Genomic DNA, 21,382 nt, shown 5'->3' with positions numbered 1-21,382 from the left:
GGGCCGGTGCGCGGCACGCGTGCTCGGCGTGCGCCGTACGACGAGGCCCCGCCCGCCGGAACGAACCGGTGGACGGGGCCCAGGCGAGCCGTAGGCGTACGGCGGTCAGTAGCGGCGCGTGATCAGGGCGCGCTTGACCTCCTGGATCGCCTTCGTGACCTCGATACCGCGCGGGCAGGCGTCCGTGCAGTTGAAGGTGGTGCGGCAGCGCCACACGCCGTCGCGGTCGTTGAGGATCTCCAGCCGCTGCTCCCCGGCCTCGTCACGCGAGTCGAAGATGAAGCGGTGGGCGTTCACGATCGCGGCCGGGCCGAAGTACTGGCCGTCGTTCCAGAACACCGGGCAGGAGGAGGTGCAGGCCGCGCAGAGGATGCACTTCGTGGTGTCGTCGAAGCGCTCGCGGTCCTCCGGCGACTGCAGCCGCTCGCGGGTCGGCTCGTTCGTGTCCTTGGTGACCAGGAACGGCATGACGTCCCGGTACGCCTGGAAGAACGGGTCCATGTCCACGACCAGGTCCTTCAGGACCGTCAGGCCCTTGATGGGCTCGACCGTGATCGGCTTCTCCGGGTTGATGTCCTTGATCAGCGTCTTGCAGGCGAGGCGGTTCTTGCCGTTGATCCGCATCGCGTCCGAACCGCAGATGCCGTGGGCGCACGAGCGGCGGAAGGTGAGGGTGCCGTCGAGGTCCCACTTGATCTTGTGGAGGCCGTCGAGGACGCGCTCCTTGGGGTCGATCTCCAGCTGGAAGTCTTCCCAGACGGCCTCCGCCGCGACCTCCGGGTTGAACCGGCGGATGCGGAAGGTGACCGTGATGTAGGGGGAGTCGGCGAAACCGGGCTCGGGCCGGCCGGCCGCGTCCGCCTTGTCCAGGACAGGGGTAGCCATCAGTACTTACGCTCCATCGGCTGGTAGCGGGTCTGGACGACCGGCTTGTAGTCGAGACGGATGGTCTCCGAGCCGTCGGCGCCGACCTCGCGGTACGCCATGGTGTGGCGCATGAAGTTGACGTCGTCGCGGTTCGGGTAGTCCTCGCGGTAGTGACCGCCGCGGGACTCCTTGCGGGCCAGCGCCGAGACGGCCATGACCTCGGCCAGGTCCAGCAGGTTGCCCAGCTCGATGGCCTCCAGCAGGTCCGTGTTGAACCGCTTGCCCTTGTCCTGGATCGCCACGTTCCTGTAGCGCTCCCGGAGTTCGGCGATCTTCTCGACGGCCGTCTTGATCGTCTGCTCGGTGCGGAACACCATGACGTTGGCGTCCATGGTCTCCTGCAGCTCGCGGCGGAGCGTGGCCACCCGCTCGCTGCCGGTGGAGGTGCGCAGCCGCTCGATCTGCTCGACCACGAGGGACTCCGGGTTCTCCGGCAGCTCCACGTAGTCGGCCTTCGCCGCGTACTCGGCGGCGGCGATGCCCGCGCGGCGGCCGAAGACGTTGATGTCCAGCAGCGAGTTGGTGCCGAGCCGGTTGGCGCCGTGCACGGAGACGCAGGCCACCTCGCCGGCCGCGTACAGACCCGGGACGACCGTGGTGTTGTCCGCCAGGACCTCACCCTCGACGTTCGTCGGGATGCCGCCCATCGCGTAGTGCGCGGTCGGCTGGATCGGGATCGGGTCCGTGTACGGCTCGATGCCCAGGTAGGTGCGCGCGAACTCGGTGATGTCCGGCAGCTTGGCGTCGAGCTGCTCCGGCGGCAGGTGGGTCAGGTCCAGGTAGACGTGGTCACCCTCGGGACCGCAGCCCCGGCCCTCGCGGATCTCCGTGTAGATGGAGCGGGACACGACGTCACGCGACGCCAGGTCCTTCATGACGGGAGCGTACTTCTCCATGAAGCGCTCGCCGTCCTTGTTGCGCAGGATGCCGCCCTCGCCGCGGGCGCCCTCGGTGAGCAGGATGCCCATGCGCCAGATGCCGGTCGGGTGGAACTGGAAGAACTCCATGTCCTCCAGCGGCAGGCCCCGGCGGTAGACCGCCGCCTGGCCGTCACCGGTCAGGGTGTGCGCGTTGGAGGTCACCTTGAAGAACTTGCCGGTGCCGCCCGAGGCGTAGATCACGGCCTTCGCCTGGAAGATGTGGATCTCGCCGGTGGCCAGCTCGTACGCCACGACGCCGGCGGACCGCTTGACGCCGTCGACCTCGGTGATCAGCTGGTCCAGGACGTAGAACTCGTTGAAGAACTCCACGCCCTCCTTGACGCAGTTCTGGTACAGCGTCTGGAGGATCATGTGGCCGGTGCGGTCCGCGGCGTAGCAGGACCGGCGGACCGGGGCCTCGCCGTGGTTGCGGGAGTGGCCGCCGAAGCGGCGCTGGTCGATGGTGCCGTTCGGGGTCCGGTTGAACGGCAGGCCCATCTTCTCCAGGTCGAGGACGGCGTCGATGGCCTCCTTCGCCAGGATCTCGGCGGCGTCCTGGTCGACCAGGTAGTCACCGCCCTTGACCGTGTCGAAGGTGTGCCACTCCCAGTTGTCCTCCTCCACGTTGGCGAGCGCGGCGGCCATGCCGCCCTGCGCGGCGCCCGTGTGGGAGCGGGTGGGGTAGAGCTTGGTCAGGACCGCGGTGCGGCTGCGCTTCGTCGCCTCGATGGCGGCGCGCATGCCCGCGCCGCCGGCGCCGACGATGACGGTGTCGTACTTGTGGATCTTCATGATTCTCGCAGCCCCGTGCCTAGCGGATGTTCGGGTCGAAGGTGAAGATCACCAGCGTGCCCAGCAGGATGGTGAACACCGTGGCGGTGTAGAGCAGAGCCTTCAGCCACAGCCGGGAGGCCGGCCGCTCGGCGTAGTCGTTGATGACCGTGCGCAGGCCGTTGGCTCCGTGCAGCATCGCCAGCCAGAGCATCAGCAGGTCCCACACCTGCCAGAACGGGGACGCCCAGCGGCCGGCCACGAAGGCGAAGCCGATCTTGGAGACGCCGCCGTCCAGCACGAGCTGGATCAGCAGGTGACCGAGGACGAGCACGACCAGCACGATGCCGGACAGGCGCATGAACAGCCACGCCGCCAGCTCGAAGTTGCCCCGGGTCGACCTCGGGGACTTCTTGGTGCGCTTGCGCGGCGCCTCGATCAGCGGGGCCGGGTTGTCGACGGTGTAGACGGGGGCGCCTTCGACGGGGCCGACTCCGGACGCGGTGGTTTCAGTGGTGGACATGGGCCTCAGCTCCCGAACAGAACACGAGCGGCGTGGCCGAGGACCGGGTAGATCGCCCCGGCCATCAGGACGACCCAGACACCCATCACGGCCCAGAACATCTGCTTCTGGTAGCGCGGGCCCTGCGACCAGAAGTCGACGGCGATGACGCGCAGGCCGTTGAGCGCGTGGAAGAGGATGGCGGCGACGAGGCCGTACTCCAGCAGCGCGACGATCGGGGTCTTGTACGTGGCTACGACCTTGTCGTAGTCCTCGGGGGAAACACGCACGAGAGCGGTGTCCAGGACGTGAACGAACAGGAAGAAGAAGATGAGGACGCCGGTGACTCGATGAGCCACCCAGGACCACATTCCTTCCCGGCCGCGGTACAGCGTTCCAGCCGGCACGGAAGAACCCTCCGGGAGCGGGGACTAGGGCCGCGCCGGCTTCTCTGTCGGTCGGGCCCGGCCGGGTACGGTCCACCGGCCCTCTGCATGGTATCCATGCCCCGGCCGGTGGCTTACGGGGGGCCTACTTGTGTGATCAAACTGGCACCGGACGGGCTATCCACGCGGCCGTCCGGGGCATGACAGGGGACCTCATGTGCCGGGTACGGGCGTGTTGTGGCTGGTCACGTCGGTATGCCGGGTACCGCACCGACGGCCCGGCCCCGCGCCGCTCAGCGCCGCCGTCAGCCGCCCGCGCGCCAGGCGCCGCAGCTCCTCGGCCGCCGTCACCCGTTCCTCTTCCGGATCGTTCGTCAATCGTGACCGGATCGCTTCGAGGATGCGGTCGATGATCTCGTCCGGTGCCGCATCACCCAGATAGATGACGAACGCGTGTCCGAATCTGGCCTCGTAGGCCGCGTGGGCCGCGCCCAGGGCCAGGTGGGCCGCCGAGTAGGTGTCCGCCGGCAGCTCGGGCAGCGCCTCACCGGCCAGCGCCTGGGCGAGATCGGCCGGCGCGAGGTCGTACGCCGCCTCGTCCGCCGCGGCCAGCAGGGCGTCCAGGTCCGGATACGGGCGGTGCGCGGTGATCCGGCGCGCCCAGCGCAGGCTGTGCAGGCAGCGCAGCAGCAGCGCGCGGGCCTCGGGGGCCGGCGCGGCGTTGAAGGCGTCGAGAGGCCTGGGCAGACAGGGCAGGCGGTGGGCGGGCAGCGTGGGTCCTCGCGTCACAAGAGATGTGGCAGGGGAGGCGGTGAAAGATGTGTCGTCAGGTTATCGAGAGTGGTCATCCGGTGTCCGTGGGATACCGGAAATTCACCCGGACGGGAGAGTTTCGGACCGCCTGGGCGGCAGCCTTCCGGAGGATCGGCCGTACGTTGGCAGGGTGACCCAGCACACGCACAGGCGCCGGGGACCGGCGCGACAGGTGATACGGAAGCGGGCCGTCGTGGCCGCCGCGGTCGTCGGGACGGTCGCGCTCGGCACGAGCGTCGCGGTGTGGGCCGCCACGGACGGCGGCGGCGGGCGGCCCGCGCACGATGCCCGGCAGTCCTCCTCCGGCCGGGTGGCGGGCACCGGCGCCGACCCCGCGGCACCGGCCGCCCCGTCGGCCAGCCCCACTCCCAGTCCGAGCCGGTCCTACCCGCTGTCACAGGCGCCGCGCACCATACCCGCGGTGCGCTCCCACACCCCGGCGCGCGGACCCGGCTGGCAGCCGCGGCCCGGTGCGCGGGTGGTGGTGGCCGATCCCCGGCTCGCCGACGAGGGACGGCTGATCGCCGGCGAGCTGGGGCTGACGTACGCCGGGCAGCCGGCCGACGCGCGGGCGGGCGACGTACGGCTCGCGCTCGGCGGCAGCGGGAACCAGGAGTCGTACAGCCTGACCGTCCGGGACGGCCGGGTCGACATCAGCGGGCCCGGCGAGGCGGGCGTCTTCTACGGCACCCGCACCCTGAAGCAGGAGGTCCGCGGCGGCGGTGCGGCACCGGAGGGCGTGGTGCGGGACCAGCCGGCCAAACCGGTGCGCGGCTTCATGCTGGACATCGCGCGCAAGCCCTTCTCCGAGACCTGGATCGAGGACCGGATACGGGAACTGGGCGACCTGAAGTTCAACGAGCTGGGCCTGCACTTCTCCGACGACCAGGCCTTCCGGATCGAGTCCGCCAGCCACCCCGAGATCGTCTCCGCCGACCATCTGACCAAGGCGCAGGTCGGGAAGATCGTGCGGCTGGCCGAGAGCCGGCACATCACCGTCGTACCCGAGATCGACTCCCCGGGACACCTGGGCGCGGTCCTCGCCGCCCACCCGGACCTGCGGCTGCGCAACGCGAGCGGGGCGGTGACCCGGGGCGCGATCGACATCTCCCAGAAGGCGTCCGCGAAGCTGGTGGACGACCTGCTGAACGAGTACGCGGGCCTGTTCACCGGCGACCGGTGGCACCTGGGCGGCGACGAGTACCAGGCGCTGACCGTCCGCGACCCGGCGGCGTCGTACCCGCAGCTGGCCGCCGCCGCCCGGCAGCGCTACGGCGCCGGCGGCACGGTCGCCGACCTCACCACGGGCTGGCTCAACGACCGCGCCGCCACGGTCCGCGCGCACGGCAGGACCGTCCGCGCGTGGAACGACGGCTTCTTCCGGGGCACGTCCGTGCGGCCCGACCCGAGCCTGCGGGTCGCCTACTGGACCGGCAAGGAGATCGGCGCGCGGCAGCCCGCCGAGTACCTGGCCGAGGGCCGGCAGGTCCTGAACTACAACGACGAGTTCCTCTACTACGTGCTCGGGCAGCCGCAGACCTTCGTCTACCCGACCGGACAGCGCATCTACGAGCAGTGGACCCCGCGGGTGCTGCGCGGCACGACCGCCGTGCCGGCCCGCTACGACGGGCAGATCCCCGGCGGGTCGTTCGCCGTGTGGTGCGACTTCCCGCACGCGCAGACCGAGGCGCAGGTCGCGGCCGGCATCCGGATGCCGCTGCGGGCCACCGTGCAGAAACTGTGGGACCCGCGCAAGCCCACACTGACCTGGACCGCCTTCCGGTCCTTGGCGGACCGGCTGGGCTGAGCGGCCGTCTCCCGCCGGACGGGAGAGCGGCGGACCGGCCGGGCTGAGCCGTCGCGGACCGGCCGGACGGGAAAGCGAGTGGACGGGCGGTGATCTCCGGCCGTATGTTCCGGTGTCCGCGCGTCGCCGGGGCCGCACCCGGGGGACGCGCGGTGGTACGCGCGCCGGTCCGGGGGAGGACCGCGCGCCGGCCCGTCTCGTCTTTCGTCCCGGGGGGAACCACGCCATGACCTCGCCCATGCCCGCGCCGCCGTACCCGCACCCGGCTCCGCCCGGCGCCTGGCTGCGCCCGCCGGCCGCGCTCGGCCGGGCCGCCGCCCTGCTGCTCGGGCTCGTCATCGCCACCGACCTGTTCGCCTGTTACGCGGACCTGCTGGTGATCGATGTCGCCGGCGACCTCGCCGACGGCGCCGCCGGGACCGGGGTGACCGGCCGGGCCGAGCACGCGGACACGCTGTACCACGCCGCCGGGGTCGCACAGGGCGTGGCGCTGGTGGCCACGATGGTCGTCTACCTGTGCTGGCTGTGGCGGGTCCGGGTGAACGCCGAGGTGTTCGACGCCTCCCGGCACCGGATGCGGCGCGGCTGGACGATCGGCGGCTGGTTCTGCCCGGTCGTGAACCTGTGGTTCCCGCGCCGGATCGTCGCCGACACCTGGGACGCCAGCGCCCCCTGGGGCACGCGGTCCGGGCACACACCGGTCAACGCCTGGTGGACGCTGTGGCTCATCGGTCTGGTGACGGACCGGTTCGCCGACGGTGCCTCCCGGCGCGCCGAGACGCCGGACGACGTGCGCGAGGCGGCGCGGGCGATGCTCTTCTCCGACGCGCTCGACATCGCCGCCGCCGTCCTCGCCATCGTGGTGGTCGTCCGGCTGACCCGGATGCAGGACCGCAAGGTCCGCTCGGGCGGGCTGCCGGCTCCGGCACCCGTCTTTGGCTGAAAACACCCGCCTGTGACACTCCCGCGCCGTCCCACGCAGTAAGGGGCAGTTAGGGCTCCGTACCGGTCGGCGCCCTGGTGAGGGAGGCTTCATGAGCCTGGTGGAACGGATCGCACAGGCCGACGAACGCGGACTGGCCGCCAGCGCACTGGCTTGTTTGGATCGGTGCCTTCCCCTGCTCGGCGGCGACGAGGAACTGCTGCGCCCGCTGTGGGTGAGCCTCGCCGACGGCTCCGGCTGGGCCGCGGACCTCGCCCGGGCCCGCGACACGCTCGGCGCCGCGCCGTCCGCCGCCGACGAGGCCGCGCGGCTGGTCCGCGGCATGCTCGACTCCGCCCCGGCCGCGCGCACCGCCGACGCGGTACGGCCCTGGGCCGGCGCCTGCTCGGCCGCCTCGCTGCGGGTGCACCGGCTGCTCGACCCGGCGGCCGGGCGCACGGAGGACGCCGACGAGACGGGGGACGCGGAAGCCACGGGGGAGGGGGACGCCGGGGACGCCGTAGGGCTGCCGCCGCTCGTCGCCGCCGAGCTGCGCCGCCAGGCCGCGGTCCTGGACCTCCTCGCGGACCACGGCGCGCAGGGGCTGCGCCGGGCGCGGGAGGTGTCGGCGGAGGGCCGCCGGGTGCTGGGCGCGGTGGTCTCGCGCCGGGCGCGCGGCGTCGCGGAGGTGTGACCGCGGAGCTGTGCCCGTGGTGCGGCGGATGTGCGGCGGTCGTGGGGCGGTCCTGCGACGGTGGGCGGAACGTCCGGAGAAACGTTTCGAATCCGGGTGACGGAACCTCGCCCCGGCTCGCTCTTCCCTATGTGACAGCCGAAGTGACAGCTCAGGTGACAGCCCAGGCGACCGCGCGGCCCGGCACGGCGCGGCAGGAGACCAGGCCGTCCGCCGCGGCCAAGCCCGTGCGGTGGGCGGCGGACGCGGTGGCGACGATGCGCGAGGGCGCGCGGATCCGGCTCGACTACTCGGCGCAGAGCCTGTGGCGGGTGGACCGGATGATCGAGGAGATACGCCGGGAGGGACCGCCGTACGCGGCCGTCGAGAGCGTCCTGCGCGGTTTCGGCGCCTACGCCGGCGAGGTGATCGTCCGCCAGACCGGCGCGGAGTGGTGGGCGACCGGCGGTGAGCACTGGGTGCGCACTCCGGACGGCCGGCTCTGGGACCCCCTCGAAGAGGCCCGCCGCTGTTACGGCGGCCACGGCTCGCTCCGGCTGCTGTGCCGGGACGCGACCGCGGGCATCCGCGGCTGACCTGCCGTCCGGGACCGCCGGCCGGCTGTGACACTTCCGTCCGGGCCGACGCTGATGATCGTGGAGGGCGACCGACACGGCCGGAGCGTGTCGCACCGTGAGGCAGGCGCCACGCAGTGGCCAGGAACTCGGCACGAACGAGGACGGTCTTGGGCCAGGGAGGGCAATCCCGCCGCCCGCAGCCGCGGGACGCGGAGCTGGGCGCGGCCGTCGCGCGGGCCCAGGCCGGTGACGAGACCGCGTTCGCGGTGGCCTACCGGATCGTGCAGCCCGGCCTGCTCGGCTATGTGCGCGGCCTGGTCGGCGAGGACGCGGAGGACGTCGCCTCCGAGGCCTGGCTGGAGATCGCCCGGGACCTCGGCCGGTTCCGGGGCGACGGCGCGGGCTTCCGCGGCTGGACCGCGACCATCGCCCGGCACCGGGCGCTGGACCACCTGCGCCGGCAGCGGACCCGGCCCCGGGCCGCGCGGCTGGAGCAGGACGCCCTGGAACTGCCCGGCCGGCACAGCACCCAGGACCAGGCGCTGGAGTCGCTGTCCACCGAGCACGCCCTGGAACTGGTGCGCGCGCTGCCCCGGGACCAGGCGGAGGCGGTGCTGCTGCGGGTGGTCGTCGGCCTCGACGGCCCGGCCGCCGCCCGCGTCCTCGGCAAACGCCCCGGCGCCGTCCGCACCGCCGCGTACCGGGGCCTGCGCCGCCTGGCCCGCCGCCTCCTCTCCGACGGCTTACCGAACCCCGACCTCCCAAGCTGAACCCCACCGGACACGGGGCGTCGGGAAACGGAATGCCCGAACGGCACGGCAGCGGACTTGGGCACCCGGAGCCACCGGGCGCGGCGCACGGCCTGGTACGGCCGAGAAGGACCGCAGGCGAGGGGAATCCCGAAGGCAACGGCCGGGGCCGCCACCCCCCACAGGAGAGGCCCCGGCCGTCGCGCGGACGGGCCGCGGACGGCCCGTACTTCCCTCAGCGCCGGGCGTGCGGTTTGTGTCACACCCCGCCACGGCGCGGTCACATCCGCGCCCGGTCACGAGTCAGTTGCATCTTCCACGAACGTGGACGAGCAGCGGTTTAACGCCGTAACGTGCCTTTCGCGCCGACCGAAGACAGGCGTAAAGGGAGTACGGTGCTGGGGGACGACGCGGAGCTGACCGCCGCGGTGCGTGCGGCACAGGACGGGGACGAGACCGCGTTCCGCACGGTGTACCGCGCGGTGCATCCCCGACTGCTCGGATACGTCCGCACGCTCGTCGGCGACCCGGACGCCGAGGACGTCGCGTCCGAGGCCTGGCTCCAGATCGCCCGCGACCTGGACCGGTTCAGCGGGGACGCCGACCGGTTCCGCGGCTGGGCCGCCCGGATCGCCCGCAACCGCGCCCTGGACCACATACGCATGCGCGGCCGGCGCCCCGCCATCGGCGGCGACGAGACCGAGCTGACCGGCCGGGCCGCCGAGTCCGACACCGCCGGCGAGGCCATCGAGGCCCTGGCCACCGACAGCACCCTCTCGCTGATCGCCCGGCTTCCGCAGGACCAGGCCGAGGCGGTCGTCCTGCGCGTGGTCGTGGGCCTGGACGCCAAGACCGCCGCCGCGACGCTCGGCAAGCGCGCGGGCGCCGTCCGCACCGCCGCGCACCGGGGTCTGAAACGGCTCGCCGAGCTGATCGGCGCGGATCCGGAATCGGCGGGCGGACTCGACGCCCTCCCGCCACAGCGAGAACCGCGCCACGGCGCGGTGACGTCTGCAACTGTGACGCATACGCGTGCGCGGACGCAGAAGGACATGTGATGGCCGACGAGCAGGACAAGTGGCTGAACCGTGAGACGGCGGAACGCCTGCTGCGCGGTGAGTCGCTGGAAGCCGTCGATGCCCGCGCCCGTGACCAGGCCGAACGGCTCTCCCGGGTGCTCGGCGCGCTGTCCGCGCAGACCGCCGGGGCCGACACCGAACTCCCCGGCGAGCAGGCCGCCCTGGCCGCGTTCCGCAAGGCCCGCGAGGCCGCCGGGGCGGAGCGGGCCGGCACCGTCCACGCCCCCGCCGCAAGCCGTCCCGCCGTACCCGGCGCCGACGCCGGCCTGGTACGCATCGGGGCGCCGACGCGTACCGGAATCCCGGCCCGGCGCCCCCGCTGGGGCCGCCCGGTGCGCCTGGCGCTCGCCGCCGCGGTGACCGTGGGCACGCTCGGCGGGGTCGCCGTGGCCGCGGGGAGCGGGGTGCTGCCCACGCCGTTCGGTGACGAGCCCGCCCGCCCGGGCGCCTCCGCCTCCGCCGGTACGGCCACCGGCCGGCCGCACCTCACCTCGCCGCCGTCGGCCACGCCGGGCGCGGGCACGGACACCGGCACGGACACGCTGGACGGCCGGACGGAAGGCGACCGCGGCACCGGCGCCAGCCCCGGCTCCGGGGTGGCCGCGGGCCCCGGCGACCGGACCGCCGGTACCGGTTCCGGTGCGCCCTCCACAGCCCCCGGTACCTCGAACGCCGGCCTGAGCGGGAGCACCGGAAACGGCCGGAGCAAGAGCCCCGGCAAGAACGGCCAGGGCAAGAACACCGGCAAGAACACCGGTAAGAACGGCCAGGGCAAGGGCGACTCGGGCAAGAACGGCAAGGACAAGAACGGCAAGGGCAAAGACGGTAAGGACGGCGAGGGCGAAGACGGCAAGGACGAGGGCGGCAAGGACGGGAAAGACAAGGGTGGCCAGGGCCAGGGCCAGGGCAAGGGGGACGACGACGGCCCGGCCCGCCCCGGCCAGGGCGAGGGTCGCCGGCACCGCGGTGCCGCGCCCGCTCCCTCCGCCTTCGCCCCGCACCCCGGCGGCCCCGGCCACGGACAGCCGGCCGCCACGCCCGGCCCGACGTACTCCGCGCTCTGACGCACCCGCCCCCGCTCGCCCGTCACCCGCTCTGACCTGCGGTGTTCGCACGGCCGAAATTTTTTCGACGCGAGGTGTGACGTTTCTGGAGCCCGTGACGCAGTACTGAGTGAGCCGACTGGTCATCGGCCGTCGCACGGAGCCGGGGTTCCCCCCGTACCCACGGCTCGTGCACCCGGCGCGGGCGGGACACGTTCCCCCGGTCCCGCCCGCGCCCCGCATCTCACCAGGAGACGACGACCTTGTCGCCGACCCTCACCTGGGCGAACATCCGCGCGATCGCCGTCCGGTCCCGCACGTTGACGCAGCCGTGCGAACCGCCCGCGTAACCGCGTGCCGCGAAGTCGGCGGAGTAGTGCACGGCCTGGCCGCCGCTGAAGAACATCGCGTACGGCATCGGCGAGTGGTAGAGCGTCGACACATGGTGCCGTGACTTCCAGTAGACGTGGAACACACCTTCGCGGGTCGGTGTGTACTGCGTGCCGAACCGGACGGAAACCGTCTGGAGCGTGCGCCCGTCGATCATCCAGCGCAGGGTCCGGCTGGTCTTGTCGATGCACAGCACCCGGCCGGTCAGACAGCGCGCGTCGGGCGCGGCGGCCGGCCGGGCGGCCGGGCGGTACAGCTCCCAGCGGGCCGGCCGGTGTGTCATGGCCAGCAGCCGCTGCCAGGTGACGGTGTCCAGCGCCCCGGTCGGCGGCAGCCCCCGCTTGCGCTGGAAGCCCCGCACGGCCCGCTCGGTCGGCTGGTCGTACGCTCCCGTCGGCCAGGTGGACAGCCAGGCCACCTGGCGCAGCCGCGCCTGGAGCTCCCGGACGCCCGGCCCGCTGTCCCCGCGCGCCCACACGACCAGGGGCGGGGGCGCGGCGGGCACGGTGGGCGTGGCCCGGACGGGGGGCGGGGCGGGTGCGGACGGCGAGGCGGGCACGGACGGGGTGGCGGCCGCGGGAGTGGACGCGGGGGCGGAGGCGGCCGTACGGGCCGGGGCGGGAGCGTGGCGGGCGGGCGGGCGGACGTGGACCGGCAGGCCGTGTTTGGCGTCGGGGTCCGGTGGCTGCGCGGTGCAGCCGCAGAGCGCGGCGAGCGTGGTGAGCGCGGCGGCCGACGCGAGCAGGGCGGCGGGTCTCCCCGGGATCCTCATGCCGGGGATGTTCCCCGGCGTGACCGCCGCCGAACTACGGGGCATGGTGGGGAGGGGGTACGGGCCGCACAGCGGAGGCACCCATGGCGCGTGAGTCGGAGTCGGGACTGCCGATCGAGCCGGTCTACGGGCCGGCCGACCTGACCGGCTGGGACCCGGAGCGGAAGCTGGGCGCTCCGGGCGCGTACCCGTTCACCCGGGGGGTCCACCCGACGATGTACACGGGCCGGCCGTGGACCATGCGCCAGTACGCCGGGTTCGGTACGGCGGCCGAGTCCAACGCCCGCTACCGGCAGCTCATCGCCCACGGCACGACCGGCCTGTCGGTCGCGTTCGACCTGCCCACGCAGATGGGCCACGACTCCGACGCGCCGATCGCCCACGGCGAGGTCGGCAAGGTGGGCGTGGCGGTCGACTCGGCCGAGGACATGCGGACGCTCTTCGCCGGCATCCCGCTGGACGGGGTGTCCACGTCGATGACGATCAACGCGCCGGCCGCGCTGCTGCTCCTGCTGTACCAGCTCGTGGCGGAGGAACAGGGTGTCCCCGCGGACCGCCTGACCGGCACGGTGCAGAACGACGTGCTGAAGGAGTACATCGCGCGGGGCACGTACATCTTCCCGCCCGGGCCCTCGCTGCGGCTGACCGCGGACATCTTCCGGTACTGCAAGACCGAGATCCCGAGATGGAACACGATTTCGATCTCGGGCTACCACATGGCCGAGGCGGGCGCGTCACCCGTACAGGAGATCGCCTTCACCCTCACGGACGGTATGGAGTACGTCCGTACGGCGGTGGCGGCCGGCATGGACGTGGACGACTTCGCGCCCCGGCTGTCGTTCTTCTTCGTGGCCCGTACGACGCTGCTGGAGGAGGTCGCCAAGTTCCGGGCGGCGCGCAGGATCTGGGCGCGGGTGATGCGGGAGGAGTTCGGCGCGCGGAACCCGAGGTCGCTGATGCTGCGCTTCCACACGCAGACGGCCGGAGTGCAGCTCACGGCCCAGCAGCCGGAGGTGAACCTGGCCCGGGTCTGCGTGCAGGCCCTGGCGGCCGTGCTCGGCGGCACCCAGTCGCTGCACACCAACTCCTTCGACGAGGCGATGGCGCTGCCGACGGAGAAGAGCGCGCGGCTGGCGCTGCGGACGCAGCAGGTGCTGGCGCACGAGACGGACGTGGCGGCCACGGTGGACCCCTTCGCGGGGTCGTACGCCGTGGAGCGGATGACGGACGACGTGGAGGGAGCGGCGCTGGAGCTGATGCGGAAGGTCGAGGAGCTGGGCGGGGCGGCCGCGGCGATCGGACGGGGCTTCCAGAAGTCCGCGATCGAGCGGAACGCCTACCGCATCGCGCGGGAGACCGACTCCGGCGAGCGGGTCGTCGTCGGCGTCAACCGCTTCCGGCTGGACGAGGAGGAGCCGTACGCGCCGCTGCGGGTGGATCCGGCGATCGAGTCCCGGCAGGCCGAACGCCTCGCGCGACTGCGGGCCGGCCGCGACCGGCGGGCGGTGGCCGCGGCGCTGGACGCCCTGCGCAGGAGCGCGGAGGGCGGCGGGGGCGGCGGGGACGGCGCGGACAACGTGCTGTACCCCATGAAGGAGGCGCTGCGGGCGCGGGCGACGGTGGGGGAGGTGTGCGGGGCGCTGCGGGAGGTCTGGGGCAGCCACGTGCCGTCGGACACGTTCTGACCCGCGCGCCGCGTTCCTCCCCGCCCGTACCCCGGTGTCGTACCCGCGTGCGACACTCCACCCATGTTCGGCGTCATCGACCTCCCCACCTACCTCGCGGGCCAGATCCTGATCGTCCTGCTGCCCGGCCCCAACTCCCTGTACGTCCTGTCCGTGGCCGCCCGCCGCGGCGTCCGGGCGGGGTACACGGCGGCGGCCGGCGTGTGGTGCGGCGACACCGTGCTGATGACCCTGTCCGCCGCCGGGGTGGCCTCCCTGCTCCAGGCCAACGCCCTGCTGTTCGACGTCGTGAAGTACGCCGGTGCCGGCTATCTGACCTGGCTGGCGATCGGGATGCTGCGGGCCGCGTGGCAGCTGTGGCGGACCCGGCGGGAGCAGACCGCCGAGACCGCGGCAGCCGCGCGGACCGCCGACGAACGGCCCTTCCGCCGCGCCTTCGTCGTCAGCCTCGTCAACCCCAAGGCGATCCTCTTCTTCGTCGCCTTCTTCGTGCAGTTCGTGGACCCCGACTACGCCTACCCGGCCCTGTCGTTCACGGTCCTCGGCACCATCGCGCAGACGGCCAGCGTCCTCTACCTCAGCGCCCTGATATTCGGCGGCACCCGGCTCGCCGCCGCCTTCCGCCGCCGCAAGCGCCTCGCGGCCACGGCCACCTCCGCGGCGGGCGCCCTGTTCCTCGGCTTCGCGGTGAAGCTGTCCCTGGCCGCCGCTTAGACCATCTCGTCACCCCGAGTTCACCTGTCGGCCAGACCTGCGTTGGGATGCGGCGTCGAGATTTTCTTACCGTCACAGGAATCTGTCCCGGAGAAAGTCCAGGTGTACGCGTGCCCAGCCTCCCACCGAAACTGTCAGTGATCGTCCCCTGCTACAACATCGAGGGGTACGTCCCCGACACCGTGACCAGCCTGGTGAACAACGCGCGGGACGACTTCGAGTTCCTGTTCGTCGAGGACCAGTCCACCAAGGACCGGACCTACGAGGCGCTGCTGCGGCTGACGAAAGGGCTGAAGAACAGCAGGGTGATACGGCACGAGCAGAACGGCGGACTGGCCACCGCCCGCAACACGGGCATCGACGCGGCCGAGGGCCGGTACCTCACCTTCCTCGACGGCGACGACTGGCTGGCCCCGGGCTACCTGACCCGGCTGGTGGACACCATCGAACGCCTCGACGTCGACTTCGTGCGCACCGACCACGTCCAGGTCACCGGCATCCAGCGCGCCGTCCACCGGGCACCGGAAGGCCGCCGCCACGTCCCGCTCGACCCGCGCACCTCGATCCTGCCGGTCGACGTCACGACGATGGTCGACTACCCCTACGCCTGGGCCGGGATCTACCACCGGCGCCTCCTCGACCGCGGCCTGCTGCGCTTCCACGACGGGCTCCGCACCGCCGAGGACCGGCCGTGGATCTGGGACCTGCACCGCAGGGCCGACTCCTACGCCGTCGCCAGCCTGCGCGGCGTCTTCTACCGCAGGGGCGTGGCGAGTTCCCTGACGCAGATCGGCGACGTCCGCCAGCTCGACTTCTTCCGCTCCTTCGACCTCGTCCTCGGCGAACTCGCCGACGACCCCGAGGCCGGCCGGCTGCGCAAGAAGGCGCTGCGCAACTACTGCGTCGTCATCGCCCACCAGCTCCTGCAGCGCGACCGGTTCGAGCGCAGCGTCGCCGCCCAGCTCCGGCAGTTGGCCGCCGAGGCGCTGGGCCGGATGACGGAGCCGGAACTGACCGAGGCCCTCGTCGGCATGGGCGAACAACGCGTGGACGTCCTGCGGCGCATCCGCGGCGGCATGAAGGGAGTCGCGGCATGAGCGGCACCACCCAGATCTTCTTCTCGGCCACCCAGTACGCGGCCGCCACCGTCACCGCCGCCCTGCGCGCCGGACTCTTCGGCCCCCGCGCCGAGCACCGCCGCATCCTCGTCGTCAGCAACACCGCTGCCGTGCCCGAGGTCGGCACGCCGCTGGACCGGATGGCCGGGTTCGAGCGGCTGCGCCCCGAGTTCGACGAGGTGCGCTCCTGGAACGACTTCATCTCCCCGCACCACCCGGCCGGCTGGTCGCCGCGCGGCCAGGACCTGGTGCTGTGGGAGAAGGCCGTACGCCGGGCCTGGGACCTGGACGACGACGAACCGGTCGAGATCGCCTGCGAGTCCATCCAGGCCAACCCCTCCCGCGCGGTCGCCGACATCTTCGCCGACAGCCCGATCCACGTGTACGCGGACGGCCTGATGAGCTACGGCCCCACCCGCAACCGCATCCCGCACGGCATGAGCAGCCGCATCGCGCGCGTGCTCCACCTGGACCTGATACCCGGGCTGCGTCCGCTGCTCCTGTCCGAGTACGGCGTCCGTGCCGAGGCCGTGCCGAACGAGGCCATGGTCGACGTCCTCGCGCAGCTCGGCGAGGAGGGCGCCGGGATCCTCGCCGACCGGGTCCCCGCCGGGCACCGCCCCACCGCCGTGCTGCTCGGCCAGTACCTCTCGGCCATCAACCTGATCACCCAGGACGAGGAGGAGGAACTCCACGTCCGCATGGTGCGCGCCGCCGCCCGCGCCGGCCACCGCGACGTGCTCTTCAAGCCCCACCCCAGCGCGCCGTCCGCCTACAACACGTCCTTGGAGGCGACGGCACAGGAGCTGGGGCTGCGGCTGACCGTCCTGAGCGAACCCGTGCTCGCCGAGACCGTCTTCGCCCGGCTGAAGCCGGAACTGGTCATCGGCTGCTTCTCCACCGCGCTGATGACGGCCGCCGCCTTCTACGGCATCCCGGTCGCCCGGGTCGGCACGGACCTGCTCCTGGAGCGCATCACACCGTACGAGAACAGCAACCGGGTCCCGCTCACCCTCATCGACGCGGCCCTGCCCGACGCCGAACGCGACGTGACCGGCACCCCGCTCCCGCTGGACACGCTCGGCGGGCGGCTGGGCCCGCTGGTCCGCACCGTGGGCTACTGCATGCAGTCCCGTAAGCACCCGGAGCTGCGCGAGGAGGCGGCCGCCTGGCTCACCGCCCATCTCGCCGAGTACCCGCAGTACTTCAAGAAGCGGCGCCTGACCAGTCTGCGCCTGCCCGGCGCCGCCCCCGTGCGCGCCGAGGCCCTGCGCCGCCACCCTGTCGTGCGCAAGGCCGTCAAGCAGATCCGCGCCCGCCGGCGGTAGACCCCGCCCGCCGGGCGGTAGGCCCCGCCCGGCAAACCCCCGGTGGGCCGCTCGGGCGCGCCCGGGCGGTCCGCCCGAACCCCGGGCGGCCTGCCCGAACCCCGGGCGGCCTGCCCGAACCCCGGGCGGCCTGTCTGAGCCCCGGGCGGCCAGCCTGAGCCCCGGGCGGCCAGCCTGAGCCCCGGGCGGCCCACCCGAGCCCCGAGCGGCCCACCCGAGCCCCGGGCGGCCACCTGAGCCTTGAGCGGCCCGCCCGGGCCCCCGGCCGGTCCCTGCCCAGGACCGGCCGGGCCCGGCCCGGCCGCGCCGCTCAGCGTCTGGCGCGTGGCGCGAGCGCCCGGGCCCGGCGGGCGAGCCGGCGCACGGTCGGGCTGCGCGGGATGAACGACAACTGCGCGGGCACCGCGCCCGGCAGGGCCAGCGCGGTCAGCCGGCGGCGCTTGAAGTACCGCCAGGTGCGGGCGTCTAGATGCCGGGACAGATAGCTCTCGGCGTCCGCCCGCAGCTCCGGATAGATCTTCGGCTGCATGGCGAAGCCCACCGCCCGCAGCAGCGCGGCCAGTTCCGCCACGCGCTCCGGTCCGGGCGGCGACCAGCCGGACACGCCCGCGGCGTCACCGAGGTCGGGCAGCAGCGCGTCGGCGATGGTGACCGGCACCCGGTTGCTGTTCTGGTACGGCGCGAGCCGGGCCAGCACGGTGTCGGTGCCGGTCCGGGCGACCGGCAGGCCGTACAGCGTGGCCGCCGTGAACAGCGCGGTGGAGAAGCAGCCGACGACCAGCGCGGGCCGCAGCTTCCGGAAGGCCACCTCCGCGAGCACGGGCACGTCCAGTACGACGAGTTCGGCGCCGAGCCGGTCCGCCTCCTCCCGCAGCAGCCGCGACCAGTGGGCGGGCGCCACCGGGTGCGGCTTGAAGACCACCCGGCGGTGGCCGAGCGCCACCGCGCCGCGCACCATCCGCAGGTGCAGCTCCTCCTCCTCGGCGGCGCTGAGGATGTCCAGCGCGGAGAGGTACTGGCCGAGGAGCAGGGCGGGCCGCGGCTCGCCGGTGCCGGGCAGCTCCGTCCCGTCCGCCGCGAGTTCCTCCAGCACCTTCGTGAACGCCCCGGTGGGCACCAGCTTTGGGCGCACGCCGAACTCGGTGAGCAGCAGCGGGGTCAGCCCGGGAACCAGGTCCAGATGGAGCAGGCGCTCGACGCGCGTGCCGACCAGCGGATCGATCTTGTCCCGGGTGGGGCCATAGCTTATGAGGCCGTCCGCGTAGACGTCGACGGGAGCACCGGTGAACAACTGGCACAGCGCGAGCGCCGGGTTGACCTGCACGGACTCCACGGTGAGCCGGACCCGGTCGTCACCGAGCCCCCAGAGCAGCCGCACGTACCGCTCCCACATGGGGATGTCGTTGGCGCGCGGGCCCCAGCCGCTGGGGTGCAGGGGAGCGATGGTCTCGTTCCAGGACAGCACCCCGTCGAAGCGGTCCCCGATGGTCCCGAAGCCCGGCATCCGGTCGACGGACGGGGTGGTCTCGGGATTGGCCGCGTTGTTGGTGACGAGGAGCAGCCGGCGGTCGGCCGGACCGAACAGCCCCGCGTCGAGGGCGGCGGCCAGCGTGGCGGCGCCGTACAGCGTCGACACGCAGAAGATGTGGGTGGTGCCGGGCATCAGACGGCCGCCGTCCGGTGGGCCGTCGGCCGGCGCCTGAGCCGCCGCAGCCGGCTCGCGCGCTGGGCGTCCATCGAGTCCATGACCTGCGCCAGCACGTCCTGCGGAAGTCTTTTCAGCGCGGCTGCGCTCAGGGAACGCAATTGTCGGGCCACGGCGGGTTCGAACCTCTCGATCGTTCCGAGGTGATGAGCCATGATGGCGCAATAGGTGCGCACGGCTTTCGGCAGCAGCTTATCGGCCTCGGGATCCCGGGCCGTTTCCTCGATCACCTGGTCGAATGCGCGCAGGAAATCCAATTGCCGCACGTCACCGATCTGGGTGAGCGAGGAGGCCACACCGCGCCGGTAGTACACACCGAGCAGACCGACCGCGGCGAAGGAATCGGCCTCGCGGTGCAGTTTCCAGATCCACGGCCGGTCCTCGGCCGTGCGCAGCCCGTGGGTGAAGTGCAGCAGGCCCCGGTCGACGAGCCGGCGGTGGTAGATGCCCGCCCAGGCGTAGGCGTAGTCCACGGAGGTGGACCGGTCGGCCGGCAGGATCGCCGCCCGCGGGTTCAGCACGACATCGCGGCGGCCCTGCGGGACGCGGTGGACGGCGCGGGCCCGGCCGGTGCACTGCACATGGTCGGTGCGGACGAAGTCGCAGCCCAGCTCGTCCATGGCCGCAACCAGCCGCGGGTAGTAGCCGGGCGCGAGCCAGTCGTCGCCGTCCAGGAACGTCAGGTACTCGCCGCGCGCCCGGTCGATGCCGGTGTTGCGCGCGGTGGCCAGCCCTCCGTTCCGCTCGTGTCTGACCAGCACCGCGCCGGGAAGCTCGCGTTCCGCGTGCGCGAGGATTTCCGGCGTCTCGTCGCTCGAACAGTCGTCGACGAGAATGAATTCGAAGTCCTCACGCGTGTTCGCACGCAGGCTCTTCAGCGTGTCTGGCGCGTATTGCTGGACGTTGTAGAACGGCACGATCACCGAGAGCTTCACCACCCGGACGACGGTAGAGGGCGGCCCGGCCCGCACCCTGACCGGCTGCTTGATTCCAGGTGAACTGCACGTGGCAAAGCTGTGAACCGGGCTGTTTTTCGCGCCGTTCCGGGGCTGATTCTCCTGACGGAGATGTGCTGTTAACCATTTGTTGCATTCAGGTTGGGCGGGACCTCTCCCTCGCTTCCTAGCGTCTTCGGTGTGCCAGTAAGTGCTACGAAGTCTCTGCGGGTCGCCGTCCTGGCGGACTCCGACACCCGGTGGAAGTGGGGCGCGCTCACCGCGCGGCGGCTCACTCCGGCGGCTGCCGGCGTCCGGCTCGACGGCTACCTCCTGCGGGGACGCGCCACCCCGACCCCCCGTCAGCTCGGCGAGGTCGGCGTCGAGGCCGACTCCCTGCGCGAGGTCACCGGAGTCGAGTTCCTGCGCGCCATGACCGCCGGCCCCGGCCCGGAACCGGCGGGGGAGGCGGGCGGAGCGCCGTACGACGTCCTCGTGCTCGCCCTGGTCGGCGGCGGGGTGCAGGCCATGCTGCACGGCCTGCGCGCCGCCTGGGGCACCGGGCCGCGCCCCGTGGTCGTCACCGGCTATGTCGGGGTCGTCTACGAGAAGCTCACCGACGGACTGCTGCTGCGGCACGGCGCCGACCTCGTCCTCGCCAACTCCCGCCACGACGCGAACCGGTTCCGGGCCGTGTTCGAGGGCGTGGGCGCGGACGCCTCCGCGGTCACCGAGGTCGCCCTGCCCTTCCTCGGCGGCGCGCCCTACGCCGGCCCGCACGAGCCGTACACCGTGGTCTTCGCGGCCCAGCCGTCCGTGCCGGACAACCGCCGGGACCGCACCTACCTGCTGGACCGCCTCATAGCGCACGCCCGCCGGCATCCCGAGCGCGAGGTGCTGCTCAAGCTGCGCTCCAAGCCCGGCGAACACACCACCCACATCGAGGAACTGCCGTACCAGAAGCTGGCCCAGGGCAAGGACCTCCCGGCCAACCTCCGGCTGGTGTACGGGCACATGGGCGAGGTGCTGGACCGTACCGACCTGCTGGTCACGGTCAGCTCCACCGCCGCCCTGGAGGCCCTGCACCGCCGTATCCCCACGGCCGTGCTCACCGACCTCGGGGTGCGCGAGGGGCTCGGCAACCACCACTTCACCGGCTCCGGCTGCCTCGCCTCCTGGGACCGGCTGGACGCCGGGCACCGGCCGGAGCCGGACGAGGAGTGGGTGGCCCGGCAGGGCGTCGCCGCCGGGGAGGAGTCCTACGCCACCGCGTTCGACGCCGCCCGCGAACGGATCGCCGGGCTGCTGGACCGCTCCGGCGGCCTGCCGCCGCTGAACCCCTACTACACCCCCGAGACCGCGCCCGGCTACCTGCCCGGCATCCTCGCCCGTCACCACCTCGGCCCCGACGGCGTACCGCTGCCCGGCGCGCCCGCCGCGGACAAGGCACCCGGCCCCGTCCGGCAGATCGTGCGCCGGGCCGCGCGCGGCGCCTACCGGCACGGCGTCCAGCGGGTCGCCCCCGTGATCCGGCGGATGGGCGAGCTGTGACCTCACTGCAAGGA

At 73.0% G+C, this 21,382-nt stretch carries 20 protein-coding genes; 12 read left to right on the top strand and 8 right to left on the bottom strand.

Going from position 1 to position 21,382, the window contains the following annotated elements; translation table 11 throughout:
• Positions 1-105: 105 nt before the first annotated feature.
• From ACZ4SV_RS02850 to ACZ4SV_RS02830, 5 genes are all read right to left on the bottom strand, one after another.
• Positions 106-885 carry a succinate dehydrogenase iron-sulfur subunit gene (locus tag ACZ4SV_RS02850; RefSeq protein ID WP_365879922.1) on the bottom strand — a complete coding sequence of 260 codons (780 nt, stop codon included), beginning with the start codon at positions 883-885 and terminating at the stop codon, positions 106-108.
• Entirely contained in the window at positions 885-2,639 is a 1,755-nt protein-coding gene (gene sdhA / locus ACZ4SV_RS02845) for a succinate dehydrogenase flavoprotein subunit (RefSeq protein ID WP_468000880.1), read from the bottom strand. The genes ACZ4SV_RS02850 and sdhA overlap by 1 nt, the downstream gene beginning before the upstream one ends.
• Positions 2,640-2,658: 19 nt before the next feature.
• A complete protein-coding gene (locus ACZ4SV_RS02840; protein WP_365879918.1) occupies positions 2,659-3,141 on the bottom strand; it encodes a succinate dehydrogenase hydrophobic membrane anchor subunit in 483 nt (160 codons plus the stop codon).
• Positions 3,142-3,146: 5 nt separating this feature from the next.
• Positions 3,147-3,527 (bottom strand): succinate dehydrogenase, cytochrome b556 subunit, encoded by a 381-nt coding sequence (sdhC, locus tag ACZ4SV_RS02835; RefSeq protein ID WP_365879916.1) that lies wholly within the window; start codon positions 3,525-3,527, stop codon positions 3,147-3,149.
• Positions 3,528-3,719: 192 nt separating this feature from the next.
• Entirely contained in the window at positions 3,720-4,295 is a 576-nt protein-coding gene (locus tag ACZ4SV_RS02830) for a 2-oxo-4-hydroxy-4-carboxy-5-ureidoimidazoline decarboxylase (protein WP_468000877.1), read from the bottom strand.
• A gap of 196 nt (positions 4,296-4,491) precedes the next feature.
• On the opposite strand from ACZ4SV_RS02830, the gene ACZ4SV_RS02825 reads away from it, so the two are divergent.
• The 7 genes from ACZ4SV_RS02825 (at position 4,492) to ACZ4SV_RS02795 (ending at position 11,191) form a co-directional block, all read left to right on the top strand.
• Complete coding sequence (locus tag ACZ4SV_RS02825) at positions 4,492-6,126, top strand: beta-N-acetylhexosaminidase (protein ID WP_397946649.1); 1,635 nt, start codon at positions 4,492-4,494, stop codon at positions 6,124-6,126.
• Positions 6,127-6,352: 226 nt separating this feature from the next.
• The gene (locus ACZ4SV_RS02820) at positions 6,353-7,069 is read left to right on the top strand and encodes a DUF4328 domain-containing protein (RefSeq protein WP_468000875.1); all 717 of its coding nucleotides are present in this window, start codon (positions 6,353-6,355) and stop codon (positions 7,067-7,069) included.
• Between the two features lie 91 nt (positions 7,070-7,160).
• Positions 7,161-7,742 carry a hypothetical protein gene (locus ACZ4SV_RS02815; RefSeq protein ID WP_468000873.1) on the top strand — a complete coding sequence of 194 codons (582 nt, stop codon included), beginning with the start codon at positions 7,161-7,163 and terminating at the stop codon, positions 7,740-7,742.
• Positions 7,743-7,897: 155 nt separating this feature from the next.
• Positions 7,898-8,317: a hypothetical protein gene (locus tag ACZ4SV_RS02810; protein WP_397970081.1), complete on the top strand. Its 420-nt coding sequence runs from the start codon at positions 7,898-7,900 to the stop codon at positions 8,315-8,317.
• A gap of 149 nt (positions 8,318-8,466) precedes the next feature.
• Entirely contained in the window at positions 8,467-9,069 is a 603-nt protein-coding gene (locus ACZ4SV_RS02805; protein ID WP_468000871.1) for an RNA polymerase sigma factor, read from the top strand.
• 374 nt (positions 9,070-9,443) lie between these two features.
• Positions 9,444-10,106 carry an RNA polymerase sigma factor gene (locus ACZ4SV_RS02800; RefSeq protein ID WP_365879902.1) on the top strand — a complete coding sequence of 221 codons (663 nt, stop codon included), beginning with the start codon at positions 9,444-9,446 and terminating at the stop codon, positions 10,104-10,106.
• On the top strand, positions 10,106-11,191 hold the full coding sequence (locus ACZ4SV_RS02795; RefSeq protein WP_468000869.1) for a hypothetical protein: 1,086 nt from the start codon (positions 10,106-10,108) through the stop codon (positions 11,189-11,191). Before ACZ4SV_RS02800 ends, ACZ4SV_RS02795 begins: the two co-directional genes overlap by 1 nt.
• Before the next feature lie 223 nt (positions 11,192-11,414).
• Here the strand turns inward: ACZ4SV_RS02795 and ACZ4SV_RS02790 are convergent, their stop codons facing one another.
• A complete protein-coding gene (locus ACZ4SV_RS02790) occupies positions 11,415-12,332 on the bottom strand; it encodes a L,D-transpeptidase family protein (protein WP_468000867.1) in 918 nt (305 codons plus the stop codon).
• A gap of 83 nt (positions 12,333-12,415) precedes the next feature.
• Here ACZ4SV_RS02790 and ACZ4SV_RS02785 point away from each other — a divergent pair, with 83 nt between their 5' ends.
• From ACZ4SV_RS02785 to ACZ4SV_RS02770, 4 genes are all read left to right on the top strand, one after another.
• Positions 12,416-14,017 carry an acyl-CoA mutase large subunit family protein gene (locus ACZ4SV_RS02785; RefSeq protein ID WP_468000865.1) on the top strand — a complete coding sequence of 534 codons (1,602 nt, stop codon included), beginning with the start codon at positions 12,416-12,418 and terminating at the stop codon, positions 14,015-14,017.
• 63 nt (positions 14,018-14,080) lie between these two features.
• Positions 14,081-14,731: a leucine efflux protein LeuE gene (gene leuE / locus ACZ4SV_RS02780; RefSeq protein ID WP_468000863.1), complete on the top strand. Its 651-nt coding sequence runs from the start codon at positions 14,081-14,083 to the stop codon at positions 14,729-14,731.
• Between the two features lie 110 nt (positions 14,732-14,841).
• On the top strand, positions 14,842-15,828 hold the full coding sequence (locus ACZ4SV_RS02775; protein ID WP_365878743.1) for a glycosyltransferase family 2 protein: 987 nt from the start codon (positions 14,842-14,844) through the stop codon (positions 15,826-15,828).
• Positions 15,825-17,177: a polysialyltransferase family glycosyltransferase gene (locus ACZ4SV_RS02770; protein WP_468000861.1), complete on the top strand. Its 1,353-nt coding sequence runs from the start codon at positions 15,825-15,827 to the stop codon at positions 17,175-17,177. Before ACZ4SV_RS02775 ends, ACZ4SV_RS02770 begins: the two co-directional genes overlap by 4 nt.
• A 310-nt stretch (positions 17,178-17,487) precedes the next feature.
• Here ACZ4SV_RS02770 and ACZ4SV_RS02765 read toward each other — a convergent pair whose 3' ends face one another.
• Both ACZ4SV_RS02765 and ACZ4SV_RS02760 read right to left on the bottom strand, forming a co-directional pair.
• A complete protein-coding gene (locus ACZ4SV_RS02765; RefSeq protein WP_468000859.1) occupies positions 17,488-18,840 on the bottom strand; it encodes a polysialyltransferase family glycosyltransferase in 1,353 nt (450 codons plus the stop codon).
• Positions 18,840-19,820 (bottom strand): glycosyltransferase family 2 protein, encoded by a 981-nt coding sequence (locus ACZ4SV_RS02760; RefSeq protein ID WP_365883213.1) that lies wholly within the window; start codon positions 19,818-19,820, stop codon positions 18,840-18,842. The genes ACZ4SV_RS02765 and ACZ4SV_RS02760 overlap by 1 nt, the downstream gene beginning before the upstream one ends.
• Positions 19,821-20,018: 198 nt before the next feature.
• Here ACZ4SV_RS02760 and ACZ4SV_RS02755 point away from each other — a divergent pair, with 198 nt between their 5' ends.
• Positions 20,019-21,368 (top strand): DUF6716 putative glycosyltransferase, encoded by a 1,350-nt coding sequence (locus ACZ4SV_RS02755; protein WP_468000857.1) that lies wholly within the window; start codon positions 20,019-20,021, stop codon positions 21,366-21,368.
• Positions 21,369-21,382: the final 14 nt, after the last annotated feature.

This window comes from Streptomyces sp. NPDC027672, from assembly GCF_055566335.1.
The sequence above is the reverse complement of the archived record's forward strand: the minus strand, read 5'-3'. Positions and strand labels throughout refer to the sequence as shown.